This window comes from Pseudomonas paraglycinae (assembly GCF_021601625.1).
GTDB lineage: Bacteria > Pseudomonadota > Gammaproteobacteria > Pseudomonadales > Pseudomonadaceae > Aquipseudomonas > Aquipseudomonas paraglycinae.
Window position 1 is genome coordinate 314,650 of record NZ_BQHR01000001.1, and the last position, 20,918, is coordinate 335,567.

19 protein-coding genes and 1 riboswitch are annotated in these 20,918 nt (G+C 61.3%); of the genes, 12 read left to right on the forward strand and 7 right to left on the reverse strand.

The genetic code is table 11. The annotated features are described in order from the left end of the window. Positions 1–4 precede the first annotated feature (4 nt). Positions 5–1,096 (forward strand): glycosyltransferase, encoded by a 1,092-nt coding sequence (locus tag L6D82_RS01390; RefSeq protein ID WP_129972336.1) that lies wholly within the window; start codon positions 5–7, stop codon positions 1,094–1,096. Here the strand turns inward: L6D82_RS01390 and L6D82_RS01395 are convergent. Then, entirely contained in the window at positions 1,091–1,696 is a 606-nt protein-coding gene (locus L6D82_RS01395; RefSeq protein ID WP_102686808.1) for a BUD32 family EKC/KEOPS complex subunit, read from the reverse strand. The two genes, L6D82_RS01390 and L6D82_RS01395, sit on opposite strands and share 6 nt — an antisense overlap. A 110-nt stretch (positions 1,697–1,806) precedes the next feature. Here L6D82_RS01395 and L6D82_RS01400 point away from each other — a divergent pair, with 110 nt between their 5' ends. From L6D82_RS01400 to hldE, 5 genes are all read left to right on the forward strand, one after another. Further along, positions 1,807–2,979, forward strand: coding sequence for an O-antigen ligase family protein (locus tag L6D82_RS01400; protein WP_085746474.1), 1,173 nt, complete (start codon positions 1,807–1,809; stop codon positions 2,977–2,979). 15 nt (positions 2,980–2,994) lie between these two features. Then, entirely contained in the window at positions 2,995–4,800 is a 1,806-nt protein-coding gene (gene msbA, locus L6D82_RS01405) for a lipid A export permease/ATP-binding protein MsbA (protein ID WP_085746475.1), read from the forward strand. Between the two features lie 189 nt (positions 4,801–4,989). Continuing rightward, positions 4,990–5,694 carry a sulfotransferase family 2 domain-containing protein gene (locus tag L6D82_RS01410; RefSeq protein WP_102716949.1) on the forward strand — a complete coding sequence of 235 codons (705 nt, stop codon included), beginning with the start codon at positions 4,990–4,992 and terminating at the stop codon, positions 5,692–5,694. After that, a complete protein-coding gene (gene cysC / locus L6D82_RS01415) occupies positions 5,687–6,298 on the forward strand; it encodes an adenylyl-sulfate kinase (protein WP_102716950.1) in 612 nt (203 codons plus the stop codon). The genes L6D82_RS01410 and cysC overlap by 8 nt, the downstream gene beginning before the upstream one ends. Positions 6,299–6,400: 102 nt before the next feature. Further along, on the forward strand, positions 6,401–7,825 hold the full coding sequence (hldE, locus tag L6D82_RS01420; protein ID WP_007952241.1) for a bifunctional D-glycero-beta-D-manno-heptose-7-phosphate kinase/D-glycero-beta-D-manno-heptose 1-phosphate adenylyltransferase HldE: 1,425 nt from the start codon (positions 6,401–6,403) through the stop codon (positions 7,823–7,825). Between the two features lie 66 nt (positions 7,826–7,891). Here the strand turns inward: hldE and L6D82_RS01425 are convergent, their stop codons facing one another. The 4 genes from L6D82_RS01425 to L6D82_RS01440 form a co-directional block, all read right to left on the reverse strand. Continuing rightward, positions 7,892–8,860, reverse strand: a complete 969-nt coding sequence (locus L6D82_RS01425; protein WP_102686806.1) for a metal ABC transporter ATPase — start codon at positions 8,858–8,860, stop codon at positions 7,892–7,894. Between the two features lie 31 nt (positions 8,861–8,891). Further along, on the reverse strand, positions 8,892–9,704 hold the full coding sequence (locus L6D82_RS01430) for an aldo/keto reductase (protein ID WP_102686805.1): 813 nt from the start codon (positions 9,702–9,704) through the stop codon (positions 8,892–8,894). Continuing rightward, positions 9,701–10,876: an NAD(P)/FAD-dependent oxidoreductase gene (locus L6D82_RS01435; protein WP_102686804.1), complete on the reverse strand. Its 1,176-nt coding sequence runs from the start codon at positions 10,874–10,876 to the stop codon at positions 9,701–9,703. Before L6D82_RS01435 ends, L6D82_RS01430 begins: the two co-directional genes overlap by 4 nt. A 129-nt stretch (positions 10,877–11,005) precedes the next feature. Beyond that, positions 11,006–11,338, reverse strand: coding sequence for a DMT family transporter (locus L6D82_RS01440; protein WP_007952237.1), 333 nt, complete (start codon positions 11,336–11,338; stop codon positions 11,006–11,008). 102 nt (positions 11,339–11,440) lie between these two features. On the opposite strand from L6D82_RS01440, the gene L6D82_RS01445 reads away from it, so the two are divergent. Both L6D82_RS01445 and waaA read left to right on the forward strand, forming a co-directional pair. Then, positions 11,441–12,343 (forward strand): LysR family transcriptional regulator, encoded by a 903-nt coding sequence (locus L6D82_RS01445; protein ID WP_007952236.1) that lies wholly within the window; start codon positions 11,441–11,443, stop codon positions 12,341–12,343. 11 nt (positions 12,344–12,354) lie between these two features. Continuing rightward, positions 12,355–13,635, forward strand: a complete 1,281-nt coding sequence (gene waaA / locus L6D82_RS01450; protein WP_236187908.1) for a lipid IV(A) 3-deoxy-D-manno-octulosonic acid transferase — start codon at positions 12,355–12,357, stop codon at positions 13,633–13,635. 30 nt (positions 13,636–13,665) lie between these two features. Here waaA and L6D82_RS01455 read toward each other — a convergent pair whose 3' ends face one another. Beyond that, complete coding sequence (locus L6D82_RS01455; RefSeq protein ID WP_085746481.1) at positions 13,666–15,099, reverse strand: TolC family outer membrane protein; 1,434 nt, start codon at positions 15,097–15,099, stop codon at positions 13,666–13,668. Between the two features lie 196 nt (positions 15,100–15,295). Continuing rightward, positions 15,296–15,401, forward strand: a riboswitch (TPP riboswitch). A 146-nt stretch (positions 15,402–15,547) separates the two neighbouring features. Here L6D82_RS01455 and thiC point away from each other — a divergent pair. After that, a complete protein-coding gene (gene thiC / locus L6D82_RS01460; protein WP_236187909.1) occupies positions 15,548–17,437 on the forward strand; it encodes a phosphomethylpyrimidine synthase ThiC in 1,890 nt (629 codons plus the stop codon). A 109-nt stretch (positions 17,438–17,546) separates the two neighbouring features. Beyond that, the gene (gene cytX, locus L6D82_RS01465) at positions 17,547–18,839 is read left to right on the forward strand and encodes a putative hydroxymethylpyrimidine transporter CytX (protein ID WP_236187910.1); all 1,293 of its coding nucleotides are present in this window, start codon (positions 17,547–17,549) and stop codon (positions 18,837–18,839) included. Here the strand turns inward: cytX and L6D82_RS01470 are convergent. After that, on the reverse strand, positions 18,808–19,554 hold the full coding sequence (locus tag L6D82_RS01470; RefSeq protein WP_236187911.1) for an RsiV family protein: 747 nt from the start codon (positions 19,552–19,554) through the stop codon (positions 18,808–18,810). The genes cytX and L6D82_RS01470 overlap by 32 nt on opposite strands. Positions 19,555–19,775: 221 nt before the next feature. Between L6D82_RS01470 and L6D82_RS01475 the strand changes: the two genes are divergently transcribed. Both L6D82_RS01475 and L6D82_RS01480 read left to right on the forward strand, forming a co-directional pair. Then, a complete protein-coding gene (locus L6D82_RS01475; RefSeq protein WP_102716956.1) occupies positions 19,776–20,393 on the forward strand; it encodes an NUDIX domain-containing protein in 618 nt (205 codons plus the stop codon). Continuing rightward, positions 20,384–20,836, forward strand: coding sequence for a DUF1249 domain-containing protein (locus L6D82_RS01480; RefSeq protein ID WP_129972323.1), 453 nt, complete (start codon positions 20,384–20,386; stop codon positions 20,834–20,836). Before L6D82_RS01475 ends, L6D82_RS01480 begins: the two co-directional genes overlap by 10 nt. The last annotated feature ends 82 nt before the right edge of the window (positions 20,837–20,918 follow it).

Genomic DNA, 20,918 nt, shown 5'->3' on the forward strand with positions numbered 1-20,918 from the left:
CCCTATGAGTATTCTCAACGTCATGTGGGCCGGGGGTGCTCCGTTTGCCTCAACTCATAAGGTGCATCAACAGATCCTGTCTCAGGCCGCTTCGTCGGAGCCGGTTCAAACCTGGTTGCTTCAAGGCCGCGCCTGCGAAGGTGGGCTGAGCGTTGGCGAAGTGACGGAGTGGGGGCTGTCCTCCGCCCGGTTGAAAGGGCGGCATTTCTGGCGGCTGACGAGGCCCTGGATGCGTTCCAGATTTCACAAAGCCCTCAAAAACAGCCGTGCACGCGTGGTGCTCCTCGATGGCCTTGGCGTAGCACGTACATTGCTGCCTGTCATCGAAGCCATGCCCGACGTTCGTGCGGTGGTGGTCTTTCATGGTTCGACGCGGCTTCATCCTGCGGATCGCGCGCTCTTCAAACGAATTCCCTCCTCGCAACTGACGCTGGTTGCAGTCTCGAACACCCTCGCGGCGTCGTTGTGTCAGGACTTGCAGATTCAGGTCATGACGTTGCGCAGCGCTTTCGATCCTCTGGCGTTTCGTGCCGACCTTCTCCCTCGGGAGCAGGCGCGAGCGCGATTGGGTCTTGCGCTGGACAAACCGGTATTGGGAGCTGTTGGGCGACTGGTCGCGGGCAAGGGGTTTGGTTGCCTGCTCGACGCTTTCGCCGAAGCCTTGCTTCAGCGACCTGATCTGCAGTTGGTGATTCTCGGTGAAGGCACGGGGCGCGCTGTGCTGGAGGCGCGGATCGATGAGTTGCAATTGCGTGGCAAGGTCTTGCTGCCGGGGCATCTGGATGATGCGGCTCAGCTTTACCGGGCATTCGATTGGGTTGCCATGCCGTCGCTGAATGAAGGCCTGGGGCTGATCATGCAGGAAGCCGTCATGGCGGGTGTTCCGGTTTTATCCAGTGAGCTGGAGGTGTTTCGCGAACAGTTGGCCGATACCGGCTGGTATGCCCCCGTTCAGGATGTGGCCGCCTGGCGTGACGCGATCCTGAGGGCGTTCAGCGCATCGGCCGAAACAGTCGCCGCCGAGCAATATCAGGCGCTGGCGCCTGACCAGGCCTGGCTCGATTTCAGCCAGGCTGCCCACGACCTGCTTTCATGAAGGCATTACGGCCTTTTCCAGTGCGTGCATCGGAAAGGTTTCGTTCAGCTTCTCGCGTTCAATATAGCGAGCGAAATGCTGCAGGTTGCGCTTGACCAGATACCGGGGCAACGGCGCCCGCAAAAAACGCAAGTCTGCTACATCGATCAGGCCCATGCAGTTGTCGGGCGTCACCACAATGTTGCCCAGGTGCAGCGAACGAAAATAGATTCCCGATTCATGAAGATTGCGGATCAGACCGGCCAGGTCTGGCAATGCCTGCTGCCACGAAAAACCATCCTTGCTGGCAATCTGGCGCAAGGTCTCTCCCGGCAATGGCTGGTAGAGCACAGCTGTCATGCCAGGAGCTTGCAGTTTATAAAGCTGCAGGACCTGAAGGGTTGGAACGCCCAGTTTTTGCAGTCCGACGGCGTTATCGATGAAGCGTTTCGAGTAGGGGCGCCACAGTGCGGATGAAAAAAACCGTTTGCGGCGGAACAGTTTCAGAATATTCCCATCCTGCAACAGGTAGACTTTCGGCCCGTAGCTATCGGCCTCCAGGATTCTGGCACCGTCAATCATTTGATTCAAAGTGGCCTCTGGCAGCCGGGAAAATTGCATCGTGAAAAGCCTTGTGGGAAGAACGGGGCGCTGTGGCGGGCAATGATGCCGAAAAGTTTCAGCTTTAACCATGCCGGGCTGGGTGGGTGAACTCTATCAGGAGCAGTTTGATGCAAGAAACACGTTGGGCGAAAGCATGGATGTCGACAGGTCTGTTGTGGTTTCTGTTAGCCATTGCCATTGCGCCTACCAACAAAGCCTATCAGCAAGGCCTGGTCGTATTGCTCTGGATACCTGCGCTGGTCTTTTCCTGGTCTGCACGGGCCCGGCTCAGGGAGATGTTTCATGAACAGCGCTGGATCTGGCTGCCGATGCTCGGGCTTCTGGCCTGGTCTTTGATCAGTCTTTCATGGACGAACGCCGCGGACAGCGGGCGCGAGGCCAAGCGGTTGCTGTATATCGTGGTTTTTCTTCTGTTCTTTCCGGTTTTCGCCAATGGCAGACCCGACCGTGTGATTCGCATCATGCAATGGGGTGGCATCGGGCTGGCGGCCACGGCAATCGCGGCTATCGTCAAATTCTACCTTCTCGATGGCAATGTCCTGATGGCGCGCGTGGAAGGCCTGGGCGAGCTGGCCCACCCGATCCTCGGGGGCTATGTCATCGGCCTGGCGGCGGTATGGCTTGTTCTGTGGCCACCACAAACCGGGCGGATGCAGATTGTCTGGGTCATCGCGATGACGTTTCTGGGCATGTTCGTACTGCTCAGCCAGAGTCGCGGCGCCGCATTGGCATTGTTTCTCACGCTGCTTGCCATGCCGATCTGGTGCGGTGACCGCCGCAGCCGTGCAATTGCGGCGTGCGCGTTGGTTGTCGCCATGCTGGCTTTCGTGTTGTTCGAGCCGTTGGTCATGGCGCGCGGCGTTTCCTACCGGCCGCAGATTCTGATGGCCTGCCTGCAAATGATCGCCGAGCACCCCCTGCGTGGGCTGGGTCTTGGTGGCGACTACAAAGTGTTTGCTTCGGGCATGTATTTTGACCATGCCCATAATCTGTTCACCCATGTCGCTATCGAGCTGGGCCTGCCAGGCTTGCTGTTGTGGTGTGCAATCTGGATTGCCGTCTTGTGCCAGGCATGGAAAGCCCGGGAAACCCTCTACGGGCGGGGCATCATTGGCATTTGGCTGTTCTCGAGCCTGGCCATGCAATTCGACGCCGCCAGCCTGACCGGAACCCCAAGGGCCGAGTGGTTTGTAAGCTGGTTGCCTATTGGTCTGGCCAGTGTTTTGGTATGGGCTCGGGCCAATCCCGGTGCCTGTGATAAAATTTCGCGTTCTTCCTAATCAGTGAGCCCTACGATGAGTGACGTACCGCCCAAAGCGGAACAGGATTCCAGCCTGAAGATCTACTTTCGGCTGTTGGGGTACGTAAAGCCCTATATCGGCCTTTTCCTTCTGAGTATCGTTGGCTTCGTGATTTTTGCCTCCACCCAGCCAATGCTGGCGGGAATACTCAAATATTTTGTCGATGGCCTGAGCAATCCCGAAGCGGTGCTCTTTCCCAATGTTCCTTATCTCAAGGACCTGCAGTTGTTGATGGCCGTGCCGCTGCTGATCATTCTGATCGCTGCCTGGCAGGGGCTGGGGTCGTTTCTCGGCAACTTTTATCTGGCGAAAGTATCGCTGGGACTGGTGCATGACCTGCGCATCGAGTTGTTCAACAAACTGCTGGTGCTGCCCAATCGTTATTTCGACACCCATAATTCAGGGCATCTGATTTCGCGCATCACGTTCAACGTGACCATGGTGACCGGTGCCGCCACCGATGCCATCAAGGTGGTTATCCGTGAAGGCCTGACGGTGGTGTTTCTGTTCGCCTATCTGCTCTGGATGAACTGGAAGCTGACCCTCGTCATGCTGGCGATCCTTCCGTTGATTGCCTTAATGGTGGGGAGTACCAGCAAGAAATTCCGCAAGCAGAGCAAGAAGATCCAGGTGGCCATGGGCGACGTGACTCACGTGGCTTCCGAAACCATCCAGGGCTATCGCGTGGTGCGCAGTTTTGGTGGCGAGAGCTATGAAGAGCGCCGCTTTGCCGCCGCCAGCCAGAGCAACACCGACAAGCAATTGCGCATGACCAAGACCGGAGCGGTCTATACGCCCATGCTGCAGCTGGTGATCTACAGCGCCATGGCCGTGCTGATGTTCCTGGTGCTGTTCCTGCGTGGCGATGCCACGGCCGGTGATCTGGTGGCGTACATCACGGCCGCGGGTCTGCTGCCCAAGCCGATCCGGCAGTTGTCGGAGGTCAGTTCGACCATCCAGAAAGGGGTTGCCGGTGCCGAAAGCATTTTCGAGCAACTGGACGTAGAACCTGAAGTGGATAACGGTACGGTGGAGCGTGACCGGGTCAGCGGCCATCTGCAGGTACGCAACCTCAGTTTCACTTACCCGGGCACCGAGCGCGAAGTGCTGAAGAACATCAACTTCAGTGCGGCGCCAGGCCAGATGATCGCACTGGTGGGTCGCTCCGGTAGCGGCAAGTCGACTCTCGCCAGCCTGATTCCGCGTTTCTATCATCACGATATCGGGGAGATTCTGCTCGATGACGTCGAGATCGAAGATTACCGATTGCGCAACCTGCGTCGCCACGTTGCACAGGTCACCCAGCATGTGACCCTGTTCAACGACACGATTGCCAACAACATCGCCTACGGCGACTTGGCCGGTGCTCCCCGGGCCGATATCGAAAAGGCCGCTACCGACGCCTACGCAATGGACTTCATCTCGCAAATGCCCGAAGGCCTGGACACCCAGGTCGGGGAAAATGGCGTGTTGCTGTCCGGCGGTCAGCGTCAGCGCCTGGCGATAGCACGGGCGTTGTTGAAGAATGCACCGCTGCTGATTCTCGATGAGGCGACATCGGCACTGGATACCGAATCCGAGCGGCACATTCAGGCAGCGCTGGATCACGTCATGAAGGGCCGCACCACGCTGGTCATCGCTCATCGCCTCTCGACGATCGAGAAGGCCGATCTGATTCTGGTGATGGATCAGGGCCAGATTGTCGAACGTGGCACCCACGCACAGTTGCTGGCGCAGAACGGCTACTACTCGCGTCTGCATGCGATGGGCCTGGATGCTCCGGCTGAAGACATCGCCTGATCCCGACGACAGGATGGGACTGCCCCATCCTGTCGCCCTTCGGGGCGTGCAATGCGCTTCCGAGATATGTATCCGTTTCTTTACGCTTCTTGACCAAACTTGAATAAATCCCGGTAACACGCTTGTTAAGGTTCTCGAACGAACTTTGACTTCAATCGAGAGGGCCATCCCTTTCGCGTGGGTACTGCGATGCTGCAACGTTATCTCTGGAAGCTGTTGCCCAAGGCACAGCGGCAATTTCTGCTGGATCGACTGTCAGTCGTGGACCGTCAGGTCGTGAACAAGTCGATGTCTGCGAATCGGCACTACCCCCCATCGTTCGCGCAGCGTTCCTGTCTGTTTATCCACGTGCCCAAATGCGCCGGCAGCAGTATCTGTACGGCGATGTTCAACGGCAGGACTCCGGGTCACCTGCCGCTGTACTGGTACGAGCAGCAGTTTCCCGAGCAGTATGCCGCTGCGTACAAGTTTGCTTTCGTACGAGATCCTCTGGAGCGGGCGTATTCGGCTTATGCGTTTCTCCACGGCAATACGTTGAGCGGGCGTGATCATGCCGCGCAGCAACTGGTTCGGCAGTACCGGGACTTCGACGATTTCATTGCCCGCTGGCTGCATACGGAGACGATCTCGCGACAACTGCATTTTGCCGCACAGAGCGATTTTTTGACCGACTCGCTGGGCCATCTGGCCATGGATTTCATCGGCTATCAGGAGCACCTGGAGCGGGATTTTCAGATTGTCTGCGAGCAGTTGGGGATGGTGTGTCAGCTGCCACACGTCAACGTTTCCGTGCTGCGCCAGCCGACCAAGGCGCGAGAGTTCTGCTCCTTGCGTACACGGCGTTTGGTACGTCGGGTTTATCAACGCGACTATGAGTTGCTCGGTTATGAATGAAGTGTTGCCCGGTCTGGCGACCGCATCGGCCATTCGCCCATACAGCTTCACGCTGTCTGCTCGGGACAGAGCCGCGCTCAAGGCCCAGCGTCCACGTTGCCTGTGGCTGACCGGATTGTCCGGTGCCGGCAAGTCGACCCTGGCCAACACCCTGGAAGTGCATTTGCATGAATTCGGCCTGCACACGTTTTTGCTCGACGGCGATAACGTGCGCAACGGTTTGTGCCGGGACTTGGGAATGGACGATGCGAGTCGTCGGGAAAATATCCGGCGCATGGCTGAAGTGGCCCGGTTGATGGTCGACGCCGGCCTGATCGTCATTGTGGCAGCCATCTCGCCGTTCCGGGCGGAACGGGAGGCAGCGCGAGATCTTTTTGCCGAGGGCGACTTTGTCGAGGTGCATGTGAGCACGTCGCTGAAGGTGTGTGAGCGCCGGGACCCGAAAGGTCTGTACCAGGCCGTGCGAGAGGGCCGGATCAAGCAGTTCACGGGTATCGACAGCCCTTACGAAGAACCCTCGGCGGCGGAATGCCGGATCGATACGGAAACGGTCGAGCCGAGAGAAGCCTGCGAGCTGCTGGCGGCTTTTCTGCTTAAAAAATGAGCAAAAAAGCCAGCTGTTTCATCCTGTTGCAGCCGCCGCACAAGCCTTCGCCAACCCTGTGTTAATATCGCGCCCCTGTTCATTTTGTATGTGGGTTGCTCCATGAAGTTGTCCATGCCGCGATTCGATCAAGCCCCTGTCTTGGTGGTCGGCGATGTCATGCTCGACCGTTACTGGCATGGTGGTACCTCACGGATTTCCCCTGAGGCGCCGGTTCCTGTCGTTAAAGTCGAGCAAATCGAAGACCGCCCGGGCGGTGCCGCTAACGTTGCCTTGAACATTGCCGCGCTGGGTGCGCCGGCGTCGCTGGTCGGTGTGACCGGTGACGACGAAGCCGCCGACAGCCTGAGCAACAGCCTCAAGGGTGCGGGCGTGCGAGCCTTGTTCCAGCGCATCGCGCATCAGCCGACCATCGTCAAGCTACGGGTCATGAGCCGGCACCAGCAATTGCTGCGTATCGACTTCGAAGAACCGTTCGCCACCGACGCACTGGCCCTCGGCGCGCAGGTCGACGATCTGCTCGAAGGCATCAAGGTGCTGGTGCTGTCCGACTACGGCAAGGGCGCCCTGAAAAACCATCAGGCGCTGATCCAGGCCGCCCGTGCCAAAGGCATTCCGGTGCTGGCCGACCCGAAGGGCAAAGATTTCTCGATCTACCGTGGCGCGAGCCTGATCACCCCGAACCTCAGCGAGTTCGAAGCCATCGTCGGCGGTTGCGCCGATGAGCACGAGCTGGTGACCAAGGGCGCGACGCTGATGCACGACCTGGATCTCGGCGCACTGCTGGTGACCCGTGGCGAACACGGCATGACCCTGTTGCGTCCGGATCATCCGGCGCTGCATTTGCCTGCACGGGCCCGTGAAGTGTTCGACGTGACCGGCGCCGGCGACACGGTGATTTCAACCCTGGCAGCCGCAATTGCCGCTGGCGAAGAACTGCCGCACGCGGTGGCGCTGGCCAATCTGGCGGCGGGCATCGTCGTCGGCAAGCTGGGTACCGCGGCGATCAGCGCCCCTGAGCTGCGTCGCGCCATCCAGCGTGAAGAAGGTTCCGAACGTGGTGTGCTGGGTCTGGAGCAACTGCTGCTGGCAGTCGCCGATGCCCGTGCGCACAACGAGAAAATCGTGTTCACCAACGGCTGCTTCGACATCCTGCACGCCGGCCACGTGACCTACCTCGAGCAGGCGCGGGCCCAGGGCGATCGCCTGATCGTCGCGATCAACGACGATGCTTCGGTCAGCCGCCTGAAAGGGCCGGGCCGTCCGATCAACAGCGTTGACCGGCGCATGGCGGTTCTCGCCGGTCTCGGCGCGGTGGACTGGGTGATCAGCTTCGCTGAGGGCACCCCGGAAAACCTGCTGCGCGAGGTCAAGCCGGACGTGCTGGTGAAGGGCGGCGATTACGGCATCGACCAGGTTGTCGGCGCGGATATCGTCAAAGCCTACGGCGGCACCGTTAAGGTTCTGGGGCTGGTGGAAAACAGCTCGACCACGGCGATTGTGGAAAAAATCCGCAAATCCGAGTGATGCAAACATAAAGACCGCGCCTGCGATGACTCTCCGGAGTCACTCGCAGGCGCGGTCTTTTGCCGTTCAGGAGTTCACTTTCTTGCGTGGCACGATCTTCTTCAGCAGTTGCTTGGCCTTGCCGCGCAAGCGCGCCAGCCCGGTGTCCTTGGGCGGTGGGGTCAGACCCTGCTGGCGCAGCCAGTCCTTCCAGCGAATACGCTCGTCGCGCACCAGCCAGCCGTCCTGCCGGGCGAAACTTTCCGCCAGGTACAGACCGCGAGTGCCCGCCGGGTACAACTGACCTTTCTTCAGCGTGTACAGCTCGGGCAGCGGTTCGCCGTCCTGCAACGGCATCAAGTACAGATCGGGGCGCTTGCGGTCGAGTCGGGCGACCAGTTGATCGCCTTCCAGCCGTTCATCGACATGGAACAGGCTGAGGTTCTTGGCTTCCTTGGGCACGTCCAGCCGCAGGTCGTAGATCAATTGCAGGGACGCGGTCGGCAAATGCACGTAGGCCCGCGGCCGTTCAAGCAATTGCAGATTGGCGCAGCGCACCGGCCGTGCCGAACCGGACAGCGGCGTCAGGCGAAAGGGCAGAGCCTCGCGATAATGCAGCGCCGAGGCATACGGCGCCGGCAGCCAGGTGTCATTGAAGCGCCCGCCGAGCCAGCCTTCCGGGGTTTCCAGCAGGCATTCTTCGGCGATCTCCTGGATCGCTGTGTGCAGCGGAATGTTCAGCTCATGGGCCGGCACGTAACCGGAAATCAGCTTGAGCACCACATCGCCGCGATCCTGCCGACGCTGGCGCACCAGCACCCAGTAATCGCGATTCTGCCAGTGCAGCGTCAGGCGCACCGAGACGCCGAGGTTGGCCAGCTCCAGCGCAAACCGCTCGGCGTCAGCCACGTTGACCGGTTTGCGTCGCTGCAGGGTCTGGGCGAAATTCAGCGGCATGCCGACGCTCTGGTAGGTCAGGCCTTCCGACGTGGCTTCGACGAACAGCGGCAGCGTCTTGAAGTTGCTCGGGTTCTTTCTGATGAGCGTACGCGGCATGTCGGCTCCTGCTTAAGGCCGCGAGGCGGCGTCAGTGACCACGAAGGACCTGGGCAACGGTCGCAACGTTATGGGCGAGGTGCAGCGGATTGATTGTCCCGACAATGGCACTGGCCACGCCGGGCTGGGCGAACAGCAACTCGAAGCTGGCGCGCACCGGATCCACGCCGGGACTCAGGCACACATGACCGCTGGCCAGTGCCTTTTTCACCAGAATGGCTTTGCCGTGGGCAGCAGCATAGTCAATGACCGCCTTCTCGTTTTGTTCGTTCAAATTGTAGGTGACCATCGCACAGTCGCCTTGCTCCAGTGCTTTGAGGCCACCGTCGACGGTTTTGCCGGAAAAGCCGAAGCCGCGAATCTTGCCCTCGGCCTTGAGTGCCGCGAGGGTTGCGTAGACTTCGCTGTCGTTGAGGATCGCCAGATCGTTACCGTCGGAGTGCACCAGCACCAGGTCGATAAAATCGGTTTCAAGACGTTGCAGGGTGCGCTCCACCGACATCCGAGTGTGAGCGGCGCTGAAGTCGTGGGTCGACTGGCCGTCGACAAATTCTTCGCCGACCTTGCTGACGATCACCCAGTCCTGACGCTGACCGCGCAGCAACGGGCCGAGACGTTCCTCGCTGCGGCCATAGGCCGGTGCGGTGTCGATCAGGTTGATGCCCAGCTCCCGCGCCTGCTTGAGCAACATGCGCGCGGCGTCGTCGTCGGGAATCTGGAAGCCGTTGGGGTATTTCACGCCCTGGTCGCGGCCGAGTTTGACGGTGCCCAGGCCCAGTGGCGAAACCAGCAGGCCGGTGCTGCCCAGTGGGCGATGCAGATCGTGCAGGGTCGGCAGGCTCATGGCAGCAGTTGCTCCCAGGCGGGAACACCCATCGGTGGTTTTGGCAGCTCGGGCAGCGGAGCCGGGTGGCTTGGCTGGATGCCGTCGCGTTCGAGGGACGCGATCACGCGGTCAGCGAAGTCTGGCGCCAGGGCCAGTTTGGTTGGCCAGCCGACCAGCAGGCGACCTTCTTCAGCGAGGAAGGCGTTGTCTGGACGGGTAAGACCGGTTTGCAGCGGTTCGGCGCGATCGACGCGCAGGGTCGCCCATTGCACGGTGCTCAGGTCGATCCATGGCAACAACTGGCCAAGTTCTTTTTTAGCGGTGGCGATCTGTTCGGCCGGCTCACGGGCCACGCCTTCGGACTCGGCAATGTCGCCGCCCAGATACCAGACCCACTGGCCGTCAGCGGCCGGGTGGGTGGTCACGGTGATGCGCGGCTTGGTGCCGCCACCGAGGCAGTGCGCGTACAGCGGCTTCAGGCCCGGGCCTTTCGCGATGATCATGTGCAGCGGCCGGCGTTGCATGGCCGGATGAGTCAGGCCCAAAGCAGTCAGCAGGTCGGCGGTACCGGCACCGGCGCTGAGGACGATGCGCTGGGCACGGATCTCACGGCCGTCGACTTTCAGGCCAACCAGCACGCCGCTTTCCAGCAGCGGCTCGATGGTCTGGCCGGCGAGCAGACCGTCACCCGACAGGTCGGCCAGACGCTGGATCAGGCTCGGCACGTCGATCACCAGTTCGGCGAGGCGGTAGACCTTGCCCTTGAAACGCTTGTCTTGCAGGGCCGCCGGCAGTTGATCGCCCTTGACCTGATCGACCCGGCCACGCACCGCTTTGCTGGCGAAGAAACTGGTCAGATTGCCAGCGAGGGTGCCCGGCGACCACAGGTAATGGGCTTCGGACAGCAGGCGCACGCCGGTCAGGTCCAGTTCACCGTTACCGGCCAGGGCTTCACGCCAGCGGCGCGGCATGTCGGCGATGGCTTCCGAGGCGCCGGTCAGTGCACCGTGCAGCGCGTACTTGGCGCCGCCGTGGATGATGCCCTGGGACTTCACACTCTGCCCGCCGCCGAGGCTGGCGCTTTCCACCAGCACGGTCGAGAAACCCTGGCGACGCAGGCGCGCGTTCAGCCAGAGACCGGCGACACCCGCGCCGACAATCAGCACGTCGGTGGAAATTGGAGATGGCATGCAACGACCTCAGTGTTCAAGACGAGGGCGCAGTATACAGACTCGGGGAAAAGGGGATTTGTCGATGATCAACAGAGGGAAGGCATGAGCCCTTACAGGAGCGAGTGCCTGCAAGGGCTCATGTGAGGATCAATGGCCGGCCGTTTTCGAGAACAGCTGAATCACCACCACGCCGAGCACGATCAGCGCCATCCCGAGCATCGCCGGGATATCCAGCTTTTGCCCGTAGATGAACAGCGCCGCGACGCTGACCATCACGATGCCCATGCCGGCCCACACCGCGTAGGCCACGCCCACCGGCACGCTGCGCACCACCAGGGTCAGCATCCAGAACGCGATGGCGTAGCCGACGATGACCAGCACCAGTGGCAATGGCGTGCTGAAGCCTTTGACGGCTTTCATCGAAACGGTCGCGATCACTTCGGCACAGATGGCGATGGCCAGGTAGACGTAAGCGTTCATGTTCAAATCCTCGTGTGTAGCGTTGCTTTCTGAGGCGGCATTCTAGTGACTCCCCAGATGGGGTAAAGTCATTACCTATCTGTTTACAAGATGGGTTGGCCGATGAGCATGCAGTGGAATCTGGAGCAGTTGCGGGTGTTTGTTGCGGTCGCCGAACAACGCTCGTTTTCCGCCGTGGCGCGTCAGCAACGCAAGGCGCAGTCGGCTATCAGCAGCGCGATTGCCATGCTCGAGGACGACCTCGGCGTCAGTCTGTTCGAGCGTAGCAGCGGTCGCCAGCCGAGTCTCACCGAAACGGGTGAAGCCTTGCTTGAAGAGGCGCGTGAAGTGTTGCGTCAGTGCGAGCGCCTGAACGGTCGGGCCGTGGCCATGATGCGCGGGCAGGAAGCGCAATTGCGGGTTGCCCAGGATGAGGCGATGCCTTATCAGGCGCTGGTGGAAAGCTTCGGCGCGCTGGCCGAGCAGTTTCCCAGTCTTGAGGTGCAACTGACCAGCGCCGCCCAAGGCGAGGTTTCGCGCAAACTCGTGGAGCGCCGTGCCGATCTCGGGTTGCTGTTCTATCACGACGAAATCCCCGAAGCGCTGGAGCGCCGGGTGCTGGGCAGTGTGGAAATGGTCACCGTCTGCGGGGTCAATCATCCGCTGGCGGCGCAGTCACGGGTCAACTGCCAGCAGCTTGCTCAGCATCGGCAACTGCTGATGTCGACTCAGACCAGCGTCTACCCCGGCAGCGAACCGGCCAGTCCGCAGGTCTGGCGCGCCGACAGTTTCTACGTGATGGCCGAATGGCTGGTGCGCGATCTCGGTTGGGCCTGGCTGCCGCGTCACGTGGTGCAGTACTCGGCGTATCAGGGCCTGATGGTGGAACTCGACAGCGAATGGACGCCGCCGGCGCTGGTGGTGGAGCTGGTCTGGCGCCGCGACGAACCCCTCGGGCCAGCCGCCCGTTGGCTGGCGGAGCGATTTGCCATACACCTGCGGGCGATCGGCGGCAAAAGCCGATAAACTCCGCCGCCATGAATAGAACTCTCTACACCGCGCTGTTTTATCTGGGGCTGCCATTGGTGGCGATTCGGCTGTGGCTGCGCTCGCGCAAGGCGCCGGCGTATGCCAAGCGGATTGGCGAACGATTCTCCTATGGCATGCCGGCCCTGCAACCGGGCGGCATCTGGGTTCATGCCGTGTCGGTGGGCGAAAGCATCGCCGCCGCGCCGATGATTCGCGCGCTGCTGCAACGTTATCCACAGCTGCCGATCACCGTAACCTGTATGACCCCGACCGGCTCGGAGCGCATTCACGCGTTGTTCGCCAACGAGCCGCGCATCCAGCACTGCTATTTGCCGTATGACTTGCCCTGCGCGGCGGCGCGTTTTCTGGATCGCGTGCAGCCGAAACTGGCGGTGATCATGGAAACCGAACTGTGGCCCAACCACATTCACCAATGCGCCAAACGCAGGATTCCGGTGGCGCTGGCCAACGGGCGCCTGTCCGAACGTTCAGCCAAGGGCTATGGCCGGTTCAGCAAACTGACCGCACCGATGCTGGCCGAGATGAGCCTGTTCGCCGTGCAGACCGAAGCTGAAGCACAGCGTTTCCGTGATCTCGGTGCGCGCCCGGAGACAGTCGAAGTCACCGGCTCGATCAAGTTTGACCTGACCATCGACCCGCAACTGCTGCAACGTGCCCATGAATTGCGTGGCCAATGGCAGGCGCTGGAGCGCCCGGTGTGGATCGCCGCCAGCACACACGAAAGCGAAGACGAGGTGGCGCTGAACGCTCACCGTCGTTTGCTGGCCAACCATCCCGATGCGCTGCTGATTCTGGTGCCGCGCCATCCGGAGCGTTTCAACTCGGTGTTCGAGTTGTGCCAGCGTGAAGGCTTTGCCACGGTGCGTCGTTCCACTGGCGCGGGCGTTGATGCGCAGACTTCGGTGCTGCTCGGCGACACCATGGGCGAGCTGCTGTTTCTCTACGCCCTGGCCGATAGCGCGTTTGTCGGCGGCAGCCTGGTGCCCAACGGCGGCCACAACCTGCTGGAACCGGCAGCGCTGGCGAAACCGGTGATCAGCGGCCCGCATCTGTTCAACTTCCTCGACATCGCCGCGCAACTGCGCAGCGCCGGAGCCTTGGCCGAAGTGGATGATGCCGAAGGTCTGGCGACAGAAGTGCAGCGTCTGTTCGAATTGCCGCGCGACGCACAGCGCATGGCGGAAGCCGGGCTGAGCGTGATGCGCCGCAATCAGGGCGCGTTGCAGCGCTTGCTCGATGGCCTGGGAAGGTTGATCGACCGTCCATAAAAAACGCAGCCTCAGGGCTGCGTTTTTTGTTTAAGGCCGGGCCTTGAGCTGCGCTTCCGCAGCCTTGGCCAGATCCGGCGGCAGGAAGTCCTTGTCCGGGTTGTAGTCGGCTTTCAGATAACGCGTCAGATCCTGCAAATCACCCGGGTTCAACGTCCCCGCCGCCTGCTTCAGGCGCAGATTGTCGAGGATGTAGTCGTAGCGAGTGTTGTTGTAGTTGCGTACCGAGGTGTAGAGCTGACGCTGGGCGTCGAGCACGTCGACGATGTTGCGCGTACCTACCTGGTAACCGATTTCCGTGGCTTCCACTGCGCTCTGGTTGGAGATGATCGACTGGCGGCGCGCCTGCACCTGCTCGACGTCGGTGTTCACCGCGCGGTGCAGGTTGCGGGTGTTCTCCACCACTTGCCGGCGCAGGCCTTCACGCTGTTGTTCGGTCTGGTCCAGCCGCGAGTACGACTCGCGCACTTGCGAGCTGGTCAGTCCGCCGCTGTAGATCGGGATGTTCAGTTGTAAGCCCACGGTGCTCTGCTCGACGTTGCCACTGTACGGCGTACCGAACGCGTTCGGGTTGGAGAAGCCGAGGGCGTCGTTGTCGCCTTTCTCGTATTTGGCCACCGCGTCGAGGGTCGGCAGGTGGCCGGCCTTGCGCTGTTTCAGGGTCTGTTCGGCGGAGCTGACCGCGTAGTTGCTGGCCAGCAGATTGAGGTTCTGTTTCGCGGCGGTATCGACCCAGGCCTTGGCGTCGTTCGGCGCCGGCGGCAGGATCGGCAACGTGTGGACGATGCCCTGGATCGAGTTGTACTGGCGGTTGGTCAGGGTGATCAGCGCTTCGAACGCATCATCGACCTGACGCTGGGCGACGATCCGGTTGGCGCGCGCGGTGTCGTAACTGGCTTGCGATTGCAGCACGTCGGTCTTGTCCGACAGGCCCACATCGAAGCGCTCATTGGACTGATCGAGCTGGCGCTTGAACGCGGCTTCCTCGGCTTTGGTCGAGGCCAGGTTGTCCTGGCTGCGCAGCACGTTGAAGTAGCTTTCGGCGGTTTGCAGGATCAGGTTCTGCTCGGTGGCCGAGAGTTGCAGCGCGGCCTGCTCGTTGACGTCCTTGGCGGCCTGGTACTGGAACCAGCGGTCGGCGCGGAACAGCGGTTGCGCCAGCGTCGCCTGATAGGAGTGCGCGCTGCGATTGGCGATGGCCGAGGGCTGGTCGATCGAAGTGCGCACGTTGGCGACTTCAGCGCCGCCGGACAGGTTCGGCAGTAGCCCGGCGCGGGCCTGGGGCACCACTTCTTTCTGCGCACCGTACTGGGCGCGGGCAGCGGCCAGGTCGGCGTTGTTGTCGACGGCTTCCTGATAGACGCTGACCAGATCGGTCCTGGTCGATAAAGGCGCTTCTGCTGCCCAGGCCGTTGCGGTGGACGCACAAGACACGGCGACAGCCAGTGAGAGTTTGCGCAGCATGAGGCGATCCCTAGCATGAATATTATGGAAGTAATCCGGGCGCCAAAGGTAAGGCGCGGCCCATGCAGCGTCAAGGCGCAGCATGGCGTAGCGAGTGTAGTAGCGCAGGCGGCAGGCAACAATCTGCCAATTGCGCCATTCATCATGGTGTTTACCGCGGTGTTGGCGTTCTTTGCCGGTTGTGTCTAGACTGGCCGGGTTCTTGTCGGGGTGCCTTGCTATGAGGCTGAGATCGAATAATTTCGGATCCCGTTGAACCTGATCAGGTTAGCGCCTGCGTAGGGAACAAGATTTCTCGTCACCCGGCGAGTCCTCTTGTGCTTCGTCCGGGATATTGTTCGACAATCGAACGCTCGACGACGATGCACAGCACCAGTCCTGGTGCGTCCGTGCCTCTCAGGTTCTGCTCCGACAATCCACTGCCTGGATGCTGTCTGGAGAGCCCGTGATGACTACAAAATCTAAAAACGCGATCAACCTGAGTGACTCGGCCAAGGTCGACGAGCAGTCGGTTCAACCATTCACCCGTTCGCAAAAAATCTACGTTCAGGGCTCCCGCCCGGACATCCGCGTGCCGATGCGCGAAATCACCCTTGATGTGACCCCGACCGACTTCGGCGGCGAAATCAACGCGCCGGTCACCGTCTACGACACCTCGGGCCCGTACACCGATCCGAACGTGGTGATCGACGTGCGCAAAGGTCTGGGCGACGTGCGTTCGGCGTGGATCGACGACCGTGGCGACACCGAGCGTCTGCCAGGCCTGAGCTCGAATTTCGGCCAGGAGCGTCTGGCCGATCCGGAGCTGACCAAACTGCGTTTCGCCCACGTCAACAACCCGCGCCGCGCCAAGGCCGGGGCCAATGTCAGCCAGATGCACTACGCCCGCAAAGGCATCATCACCGCCGAGATGGAATACGTCGCCATCCGCGAAAACATGAAGCTGCAAGAGGCCCGCGCCGCTGGCCTGTTGAACCAGCAACACGCCGGCCACAGCTTCGGCGCGAGCATCCCGAAAGAAATCACCCCGGAATTCGTCCGCGAAGAAATCGCCCGTGGCCGCGCGATCATCCCGGCCAACATCAACCACGTCGAACTGGAACCAATGATCATCGGCCGTAACTTCCTGGTGAAGATCAACGGCAACATCGGCAACAGCGCGCTGGGTTCATCCATCGAAGAAGAAGTGGCGAAACTGACCTGGGGCATTCGCTGGGGTTCGGATACGGTGATGGACTTGTCCACCGGCAAGCACATCCACGAAACCCGCGAGTGGATCATCCGCAACTCGCCAGTGCCGATCGGCACCGTGCCGATTTATCAGGCGCTGGAAAAGGTCAACGGCGTGGCCGAAGACCTGACCTGGGAGCTATTCCGCGACACGCTGATCGAGCAGGCCGAGCAGGGCGTCGACTACTTCACCATCCACGCTGGCGTGTTGCTGCGCTACGTGCCGCTGACCGCCAAACGCGTGACCGGCATCGTGTCCCGTGGCGGTTCGATCATGGCCAAATGGTGCCTGGCGCACCACAAAGAGAACTTCCTCTACACCCACTTCGACGAAATCTGCGAAATCATGAAGGCCTACGACGTCAGCTTCTCGCTGGGCGACGGCCTGCGTCCGGGCTCGATTGCCGACGCCAACGACGAAGCGCAGTTCGGCGAACTGGAAACCCTCGGCGAGCTGACCAAGATCGCCTGGAAGCACGACGTGCAATGCATGATCGAAGGCCCGGGCCACGTGCCGATGCAGTTGATCAAAGAGAACATGGACAAGCAGCTGGAGTGCTGCGACGAGGCGCCGTTCTACACCCTCGGCCCGCTGACCACCGACATCGCACCGGGTTACGACCACATCACCTCGGGTATCGGTGCGGCGATGATCGGCTGGTTCGGTTGCGCGATGCTCTGCTACGTGACGCCGAAGGAGCACCTGGGTCTGCCGAACAAGGATGACGTGAAGACCGGGATCATCACCTACAAGATCGCCGCTCACGCCGCGGACCTGGCCAAGGGACATCCGGGCGCGCAGATCCGCGACAACGCCTTGAGCAAGGCGCGTTTCGAATTCCGCTGGGAAGACCAGTTCAACCTCGGTCTGGACCCGGACACCGCCCGTTCGTATCACGATGAAACCCTGCCGAAGGACTCGGCGAAGGTCGCGCATTTCTGTTCGATGTGCGGGCCGAAATTCTGCTCGATGAAGATCACTCAGGAAGTCCGCGAATACGCGGCCAACCAGCGGATCGACGCGGTCGACGTGGACGTCGCCCAGGGCCTGGCGGAACAGGCCGAGCGGTTCAGGAAGGAAGGCAGTCAGCTATACAAGAAAGTCTAGCCACGAGCGGCAAGCTACAAGCTACAAGAGGAGAAGCAGTCCGCATATCGCTTCTGACTTGTAGCTTGCAGCTTGCAGCTTTTTTTCTGCTTCTCTGTGAGAAACGTCCTTGAGCATTCAACCCGGTACTTATTCCCCCGACCTCGCCGTGCCCGCCAACCAGCGTGTGTTCGGCGGTCGTGATCTGTTTTCCCTGTGGTTTTCCCTCGGCATCGGCCTGATGGTCTTGCAGACCGGTGCGCTGCTGGCGCCGGGGCTGGGCCTGTCGGGATCGCTGCTGGCGATCTTCCTCGGCACCCTGGTCGGCGTCCTGTTGCTGGCCGCCGTTGGCGTGATCGGCAGCGACACCGGCCTGTCGTCTATGGCTGCGCTGAAACTCAGCCTCGGCAGCAAAGGCGCGAGCCTGCCGGCGTTGCTCAACCTGCTGCAATTGATCGGATGGGGCTCGTTCGAAATCATCGTCATGCGCGCCGCCGCCAGTCTGCTCGGCACCCGTGCGTTCAGCGAAGGTTCGCTGTGGGCCAGTCCGATGCTGTGGACGTTGTGCTTCGGTGCGCTGGCGACCTTGCTCGCGATCAGCGGGCCGTTGACGTTCGTGCGCAAGATCCTGCGCAAGTGGGGCATCTGGCTGATTCTGGCCGCGTGCATCTGGCTGACCTGGAACCTGTTCGCCAAGGCCGATCTTGCCGCCTTGTGGGCACGGGCCGGGGATGGCTCGATGTCGCTCGCCGTGGGCTTCGACATTGCGATTGCGATGCCGCTGTCGTGGCTGCCACTGATTGCCGACTACTCGCGTTTCGGCAAGAAGGCGAAGAACGTGTTCGGCGGTACGGCGATCGGTTTCTTCATCGGCAACTTCTGGCTGATGAGCCTCGGCGTCGCCTACACCCTGGCCTTCGCGCCGAGCGGTGAAGTCAACGCGCTGCTGTTGGCGCTGGCCGGTGCAGGCCTCGGGATTCCGCTGCTGCTGATTCTGTTGGACGAGTCGGAAAACGCTTTCGCCGACATTCACTCGGCAGCGGTTTCCAGCGGGATTCTGTTGCGTCTGAAAGTCGAGCATCTGGCGTTGGCCATCGGTGTGATCTGCACCCTGATCGCCTTGCTCGCGCCATTGGCGCAGTACCAGAACTTCCTGCTGCTGATCGGTTCGGTGTTCGCGCCGCTGTTCGGCGTGGTGCTGGTGGATCACTTCATCCTGCGCAAGCGCAGTGCCCAGGTGGCGTCGGCCGCGTTGCGCTGGCCGGCACTATTGGCTTGGCTGGGTGGCATCAGCACCTATCACTTGCTGGCCAATCTGTATCCGGATGTCGGCGCGACCCTGCCGGCGCTGGTGCTGGCAGGGCTGCTGCAACTGGTGCTCGGTCGGGCTTTCAGTTACGGCCGGGAAACAGCTCGGGCTTGAGAATGCCGTTCAGGCGCGGGTAAGGGATCTTCAGTTCGACGTGGCCCAGCGCATAAGGCGCGATGGTGGTCACGTCGTACTTGAGGATCACGCCGCCGTAGGTCAGCGCCACGTTCGGGGTTTTAACGAATGGCCAGCTCTTCACGAACTCCGGTTCCTGATCGAGCTTGGTGCTGATCAGCCAGCTGTTGTGCGCCACTTGCGCGGCTTTCCAGAATGCCTCTTCCTGACCTGGCAGCAACATATCCGCCAGGGTCAGTACCTTGTGCTGCTGACGCGAATAGTTGATGAAACCGCGGCCCGGCGTACCGTGGGCGCCGCCGGTGTCCAGGTAGCTCGAGGTTTCGATGATCACCAGACCGTCATGCTGCTCGCGTACTTTCGCCTGCAAATAGCTGCTGTTGCGCGGGCCGGCGGTGGCCAGGAACTGCTCGCGATACGCTGCCAGCGTCGGCGCTACCGGCGCGTTCGGTGCGGTGCGGGTCATCTGCAGCAGGCGTTTTTCGATGATGGCGTCCAGCGCCGGTTCTGCCGGGAAGCGCAACGTATCGATGTTCACCAGCGGGCAGTCCGGGTTGGAACAGCCCGGTTTCAGCGTTTCCGAGGCGTCGCGGGTGGTTTCCAGCGGCGTGCGGTAGTTGGGCTGGAACAGGCTGGCGCAGGCGCCCAGGGTCAGGGCGATGGCGGCCACGGAGGCGATTTTGAAAAGCGACATGGGCGTCCTTTCTGAAGCAGGGGAAGGCAAAAAGTTACCGCTTCGACTCTCAACGAAGCGGTCAGTTCGCCACTAAGCTAATTAGAGTGGGTTTCGCCTCCACCGTCCATCCCGCTGACAGTAAAGGGGCTGCATCAAACGTCACCGGCGCGTTAGGATGGCGCGAAGTCGAGGTCGCAGGTAAGGCGCCTCGTATTGGATTTGCAGTAAAGAGGATGCTCATGACCGATTTTGCCAAAGCCATTCCGTCCGCCGTCGATATCGTGCGACGCGAGCAGTGCTACAAGGGCTTCTACAAGCTCGACCGCCTGCACTTGCGCCACGAACTGTTCGCCGGTGGCATGAGCCGCGAAATCAATCGTGAAGTGTTCGTGCGCCACGATGCCGTGTGCATGCTGCCCTACGATCCGCAGCGCGATGAAGTGGTGCTGATCGAGCAGTTTCGCGTCGGCGCGATGGGCAAGGCCGATAACCCGTGGCTGGTGGAGCTGGTCGCCGGTCTGATCGACAAGGACGAACAGCCGGAAGAAGTTGCTCACCGCGAGGCACAGGAGGAAGCTGGGCTGGACATCAAGGCCCTGTGGCCGATGACCAAATACTTTCCATCGCCGGGCGGCAGCAACGAATTCGTGCATTTGTATCTGGGGCGTTGCAGCACCGAAGGCGCGGGCGGCCTGCATGGGCTGGAGGAAGAAGCTGAAGATATTCGCGTCACGGTCTGGGCTTTTGAAGATGCCCTGCAGGCCGTACGTGACGGACGGATTGCCAATGCGGCGAGCATCATCGCCTTGCAGTGGCTGGCGCTCAATCGCGCCGAAGTGAGGGGGCTATGGTCGTAAACAAGTTGCGCGATCGCTACCGCGTCGACCTCGTGGGCCTGCAAGCCGCCTGCGAGGCGAACTACGCGCGCCTGATGCGACTGTTGCCGGACATGCGCAGCGACCCCGAGGCACGGCGCATTGCCGTGACCCAGGGCGACCAGATGCTCGGCGTGCTGGCGCTGGAGGTGCTGCAGACCTGTCCGTACACCACGACCCTGCAGGTGCGTCAGGAACACAGCCTGCCGTGGCTGCCGGTGCCGCAACTGGAAGTGCAGGTCTATCACGACGCGCGCATGGCCGAAGTGATCAGCGCCGAGCATGCGCGACGGTTTCGCGGCGTCTATCCTTACCCGAATGCGGCCATGCATCAGCCGGACGAGAAGGCCCAGCTCAATCTGTTCCTGGGCGAATGGCTGAGTCATTGCCTGGCGTGCGGACACGAATACGCGGCGGTCCGATAACCACCGCAAGTTGTGAACTGCGTCCGGTTCGCCGGTTTCTCTTTGCGCTGTCCCCCCGCATAATTGCCGCACCTTTCCAGTC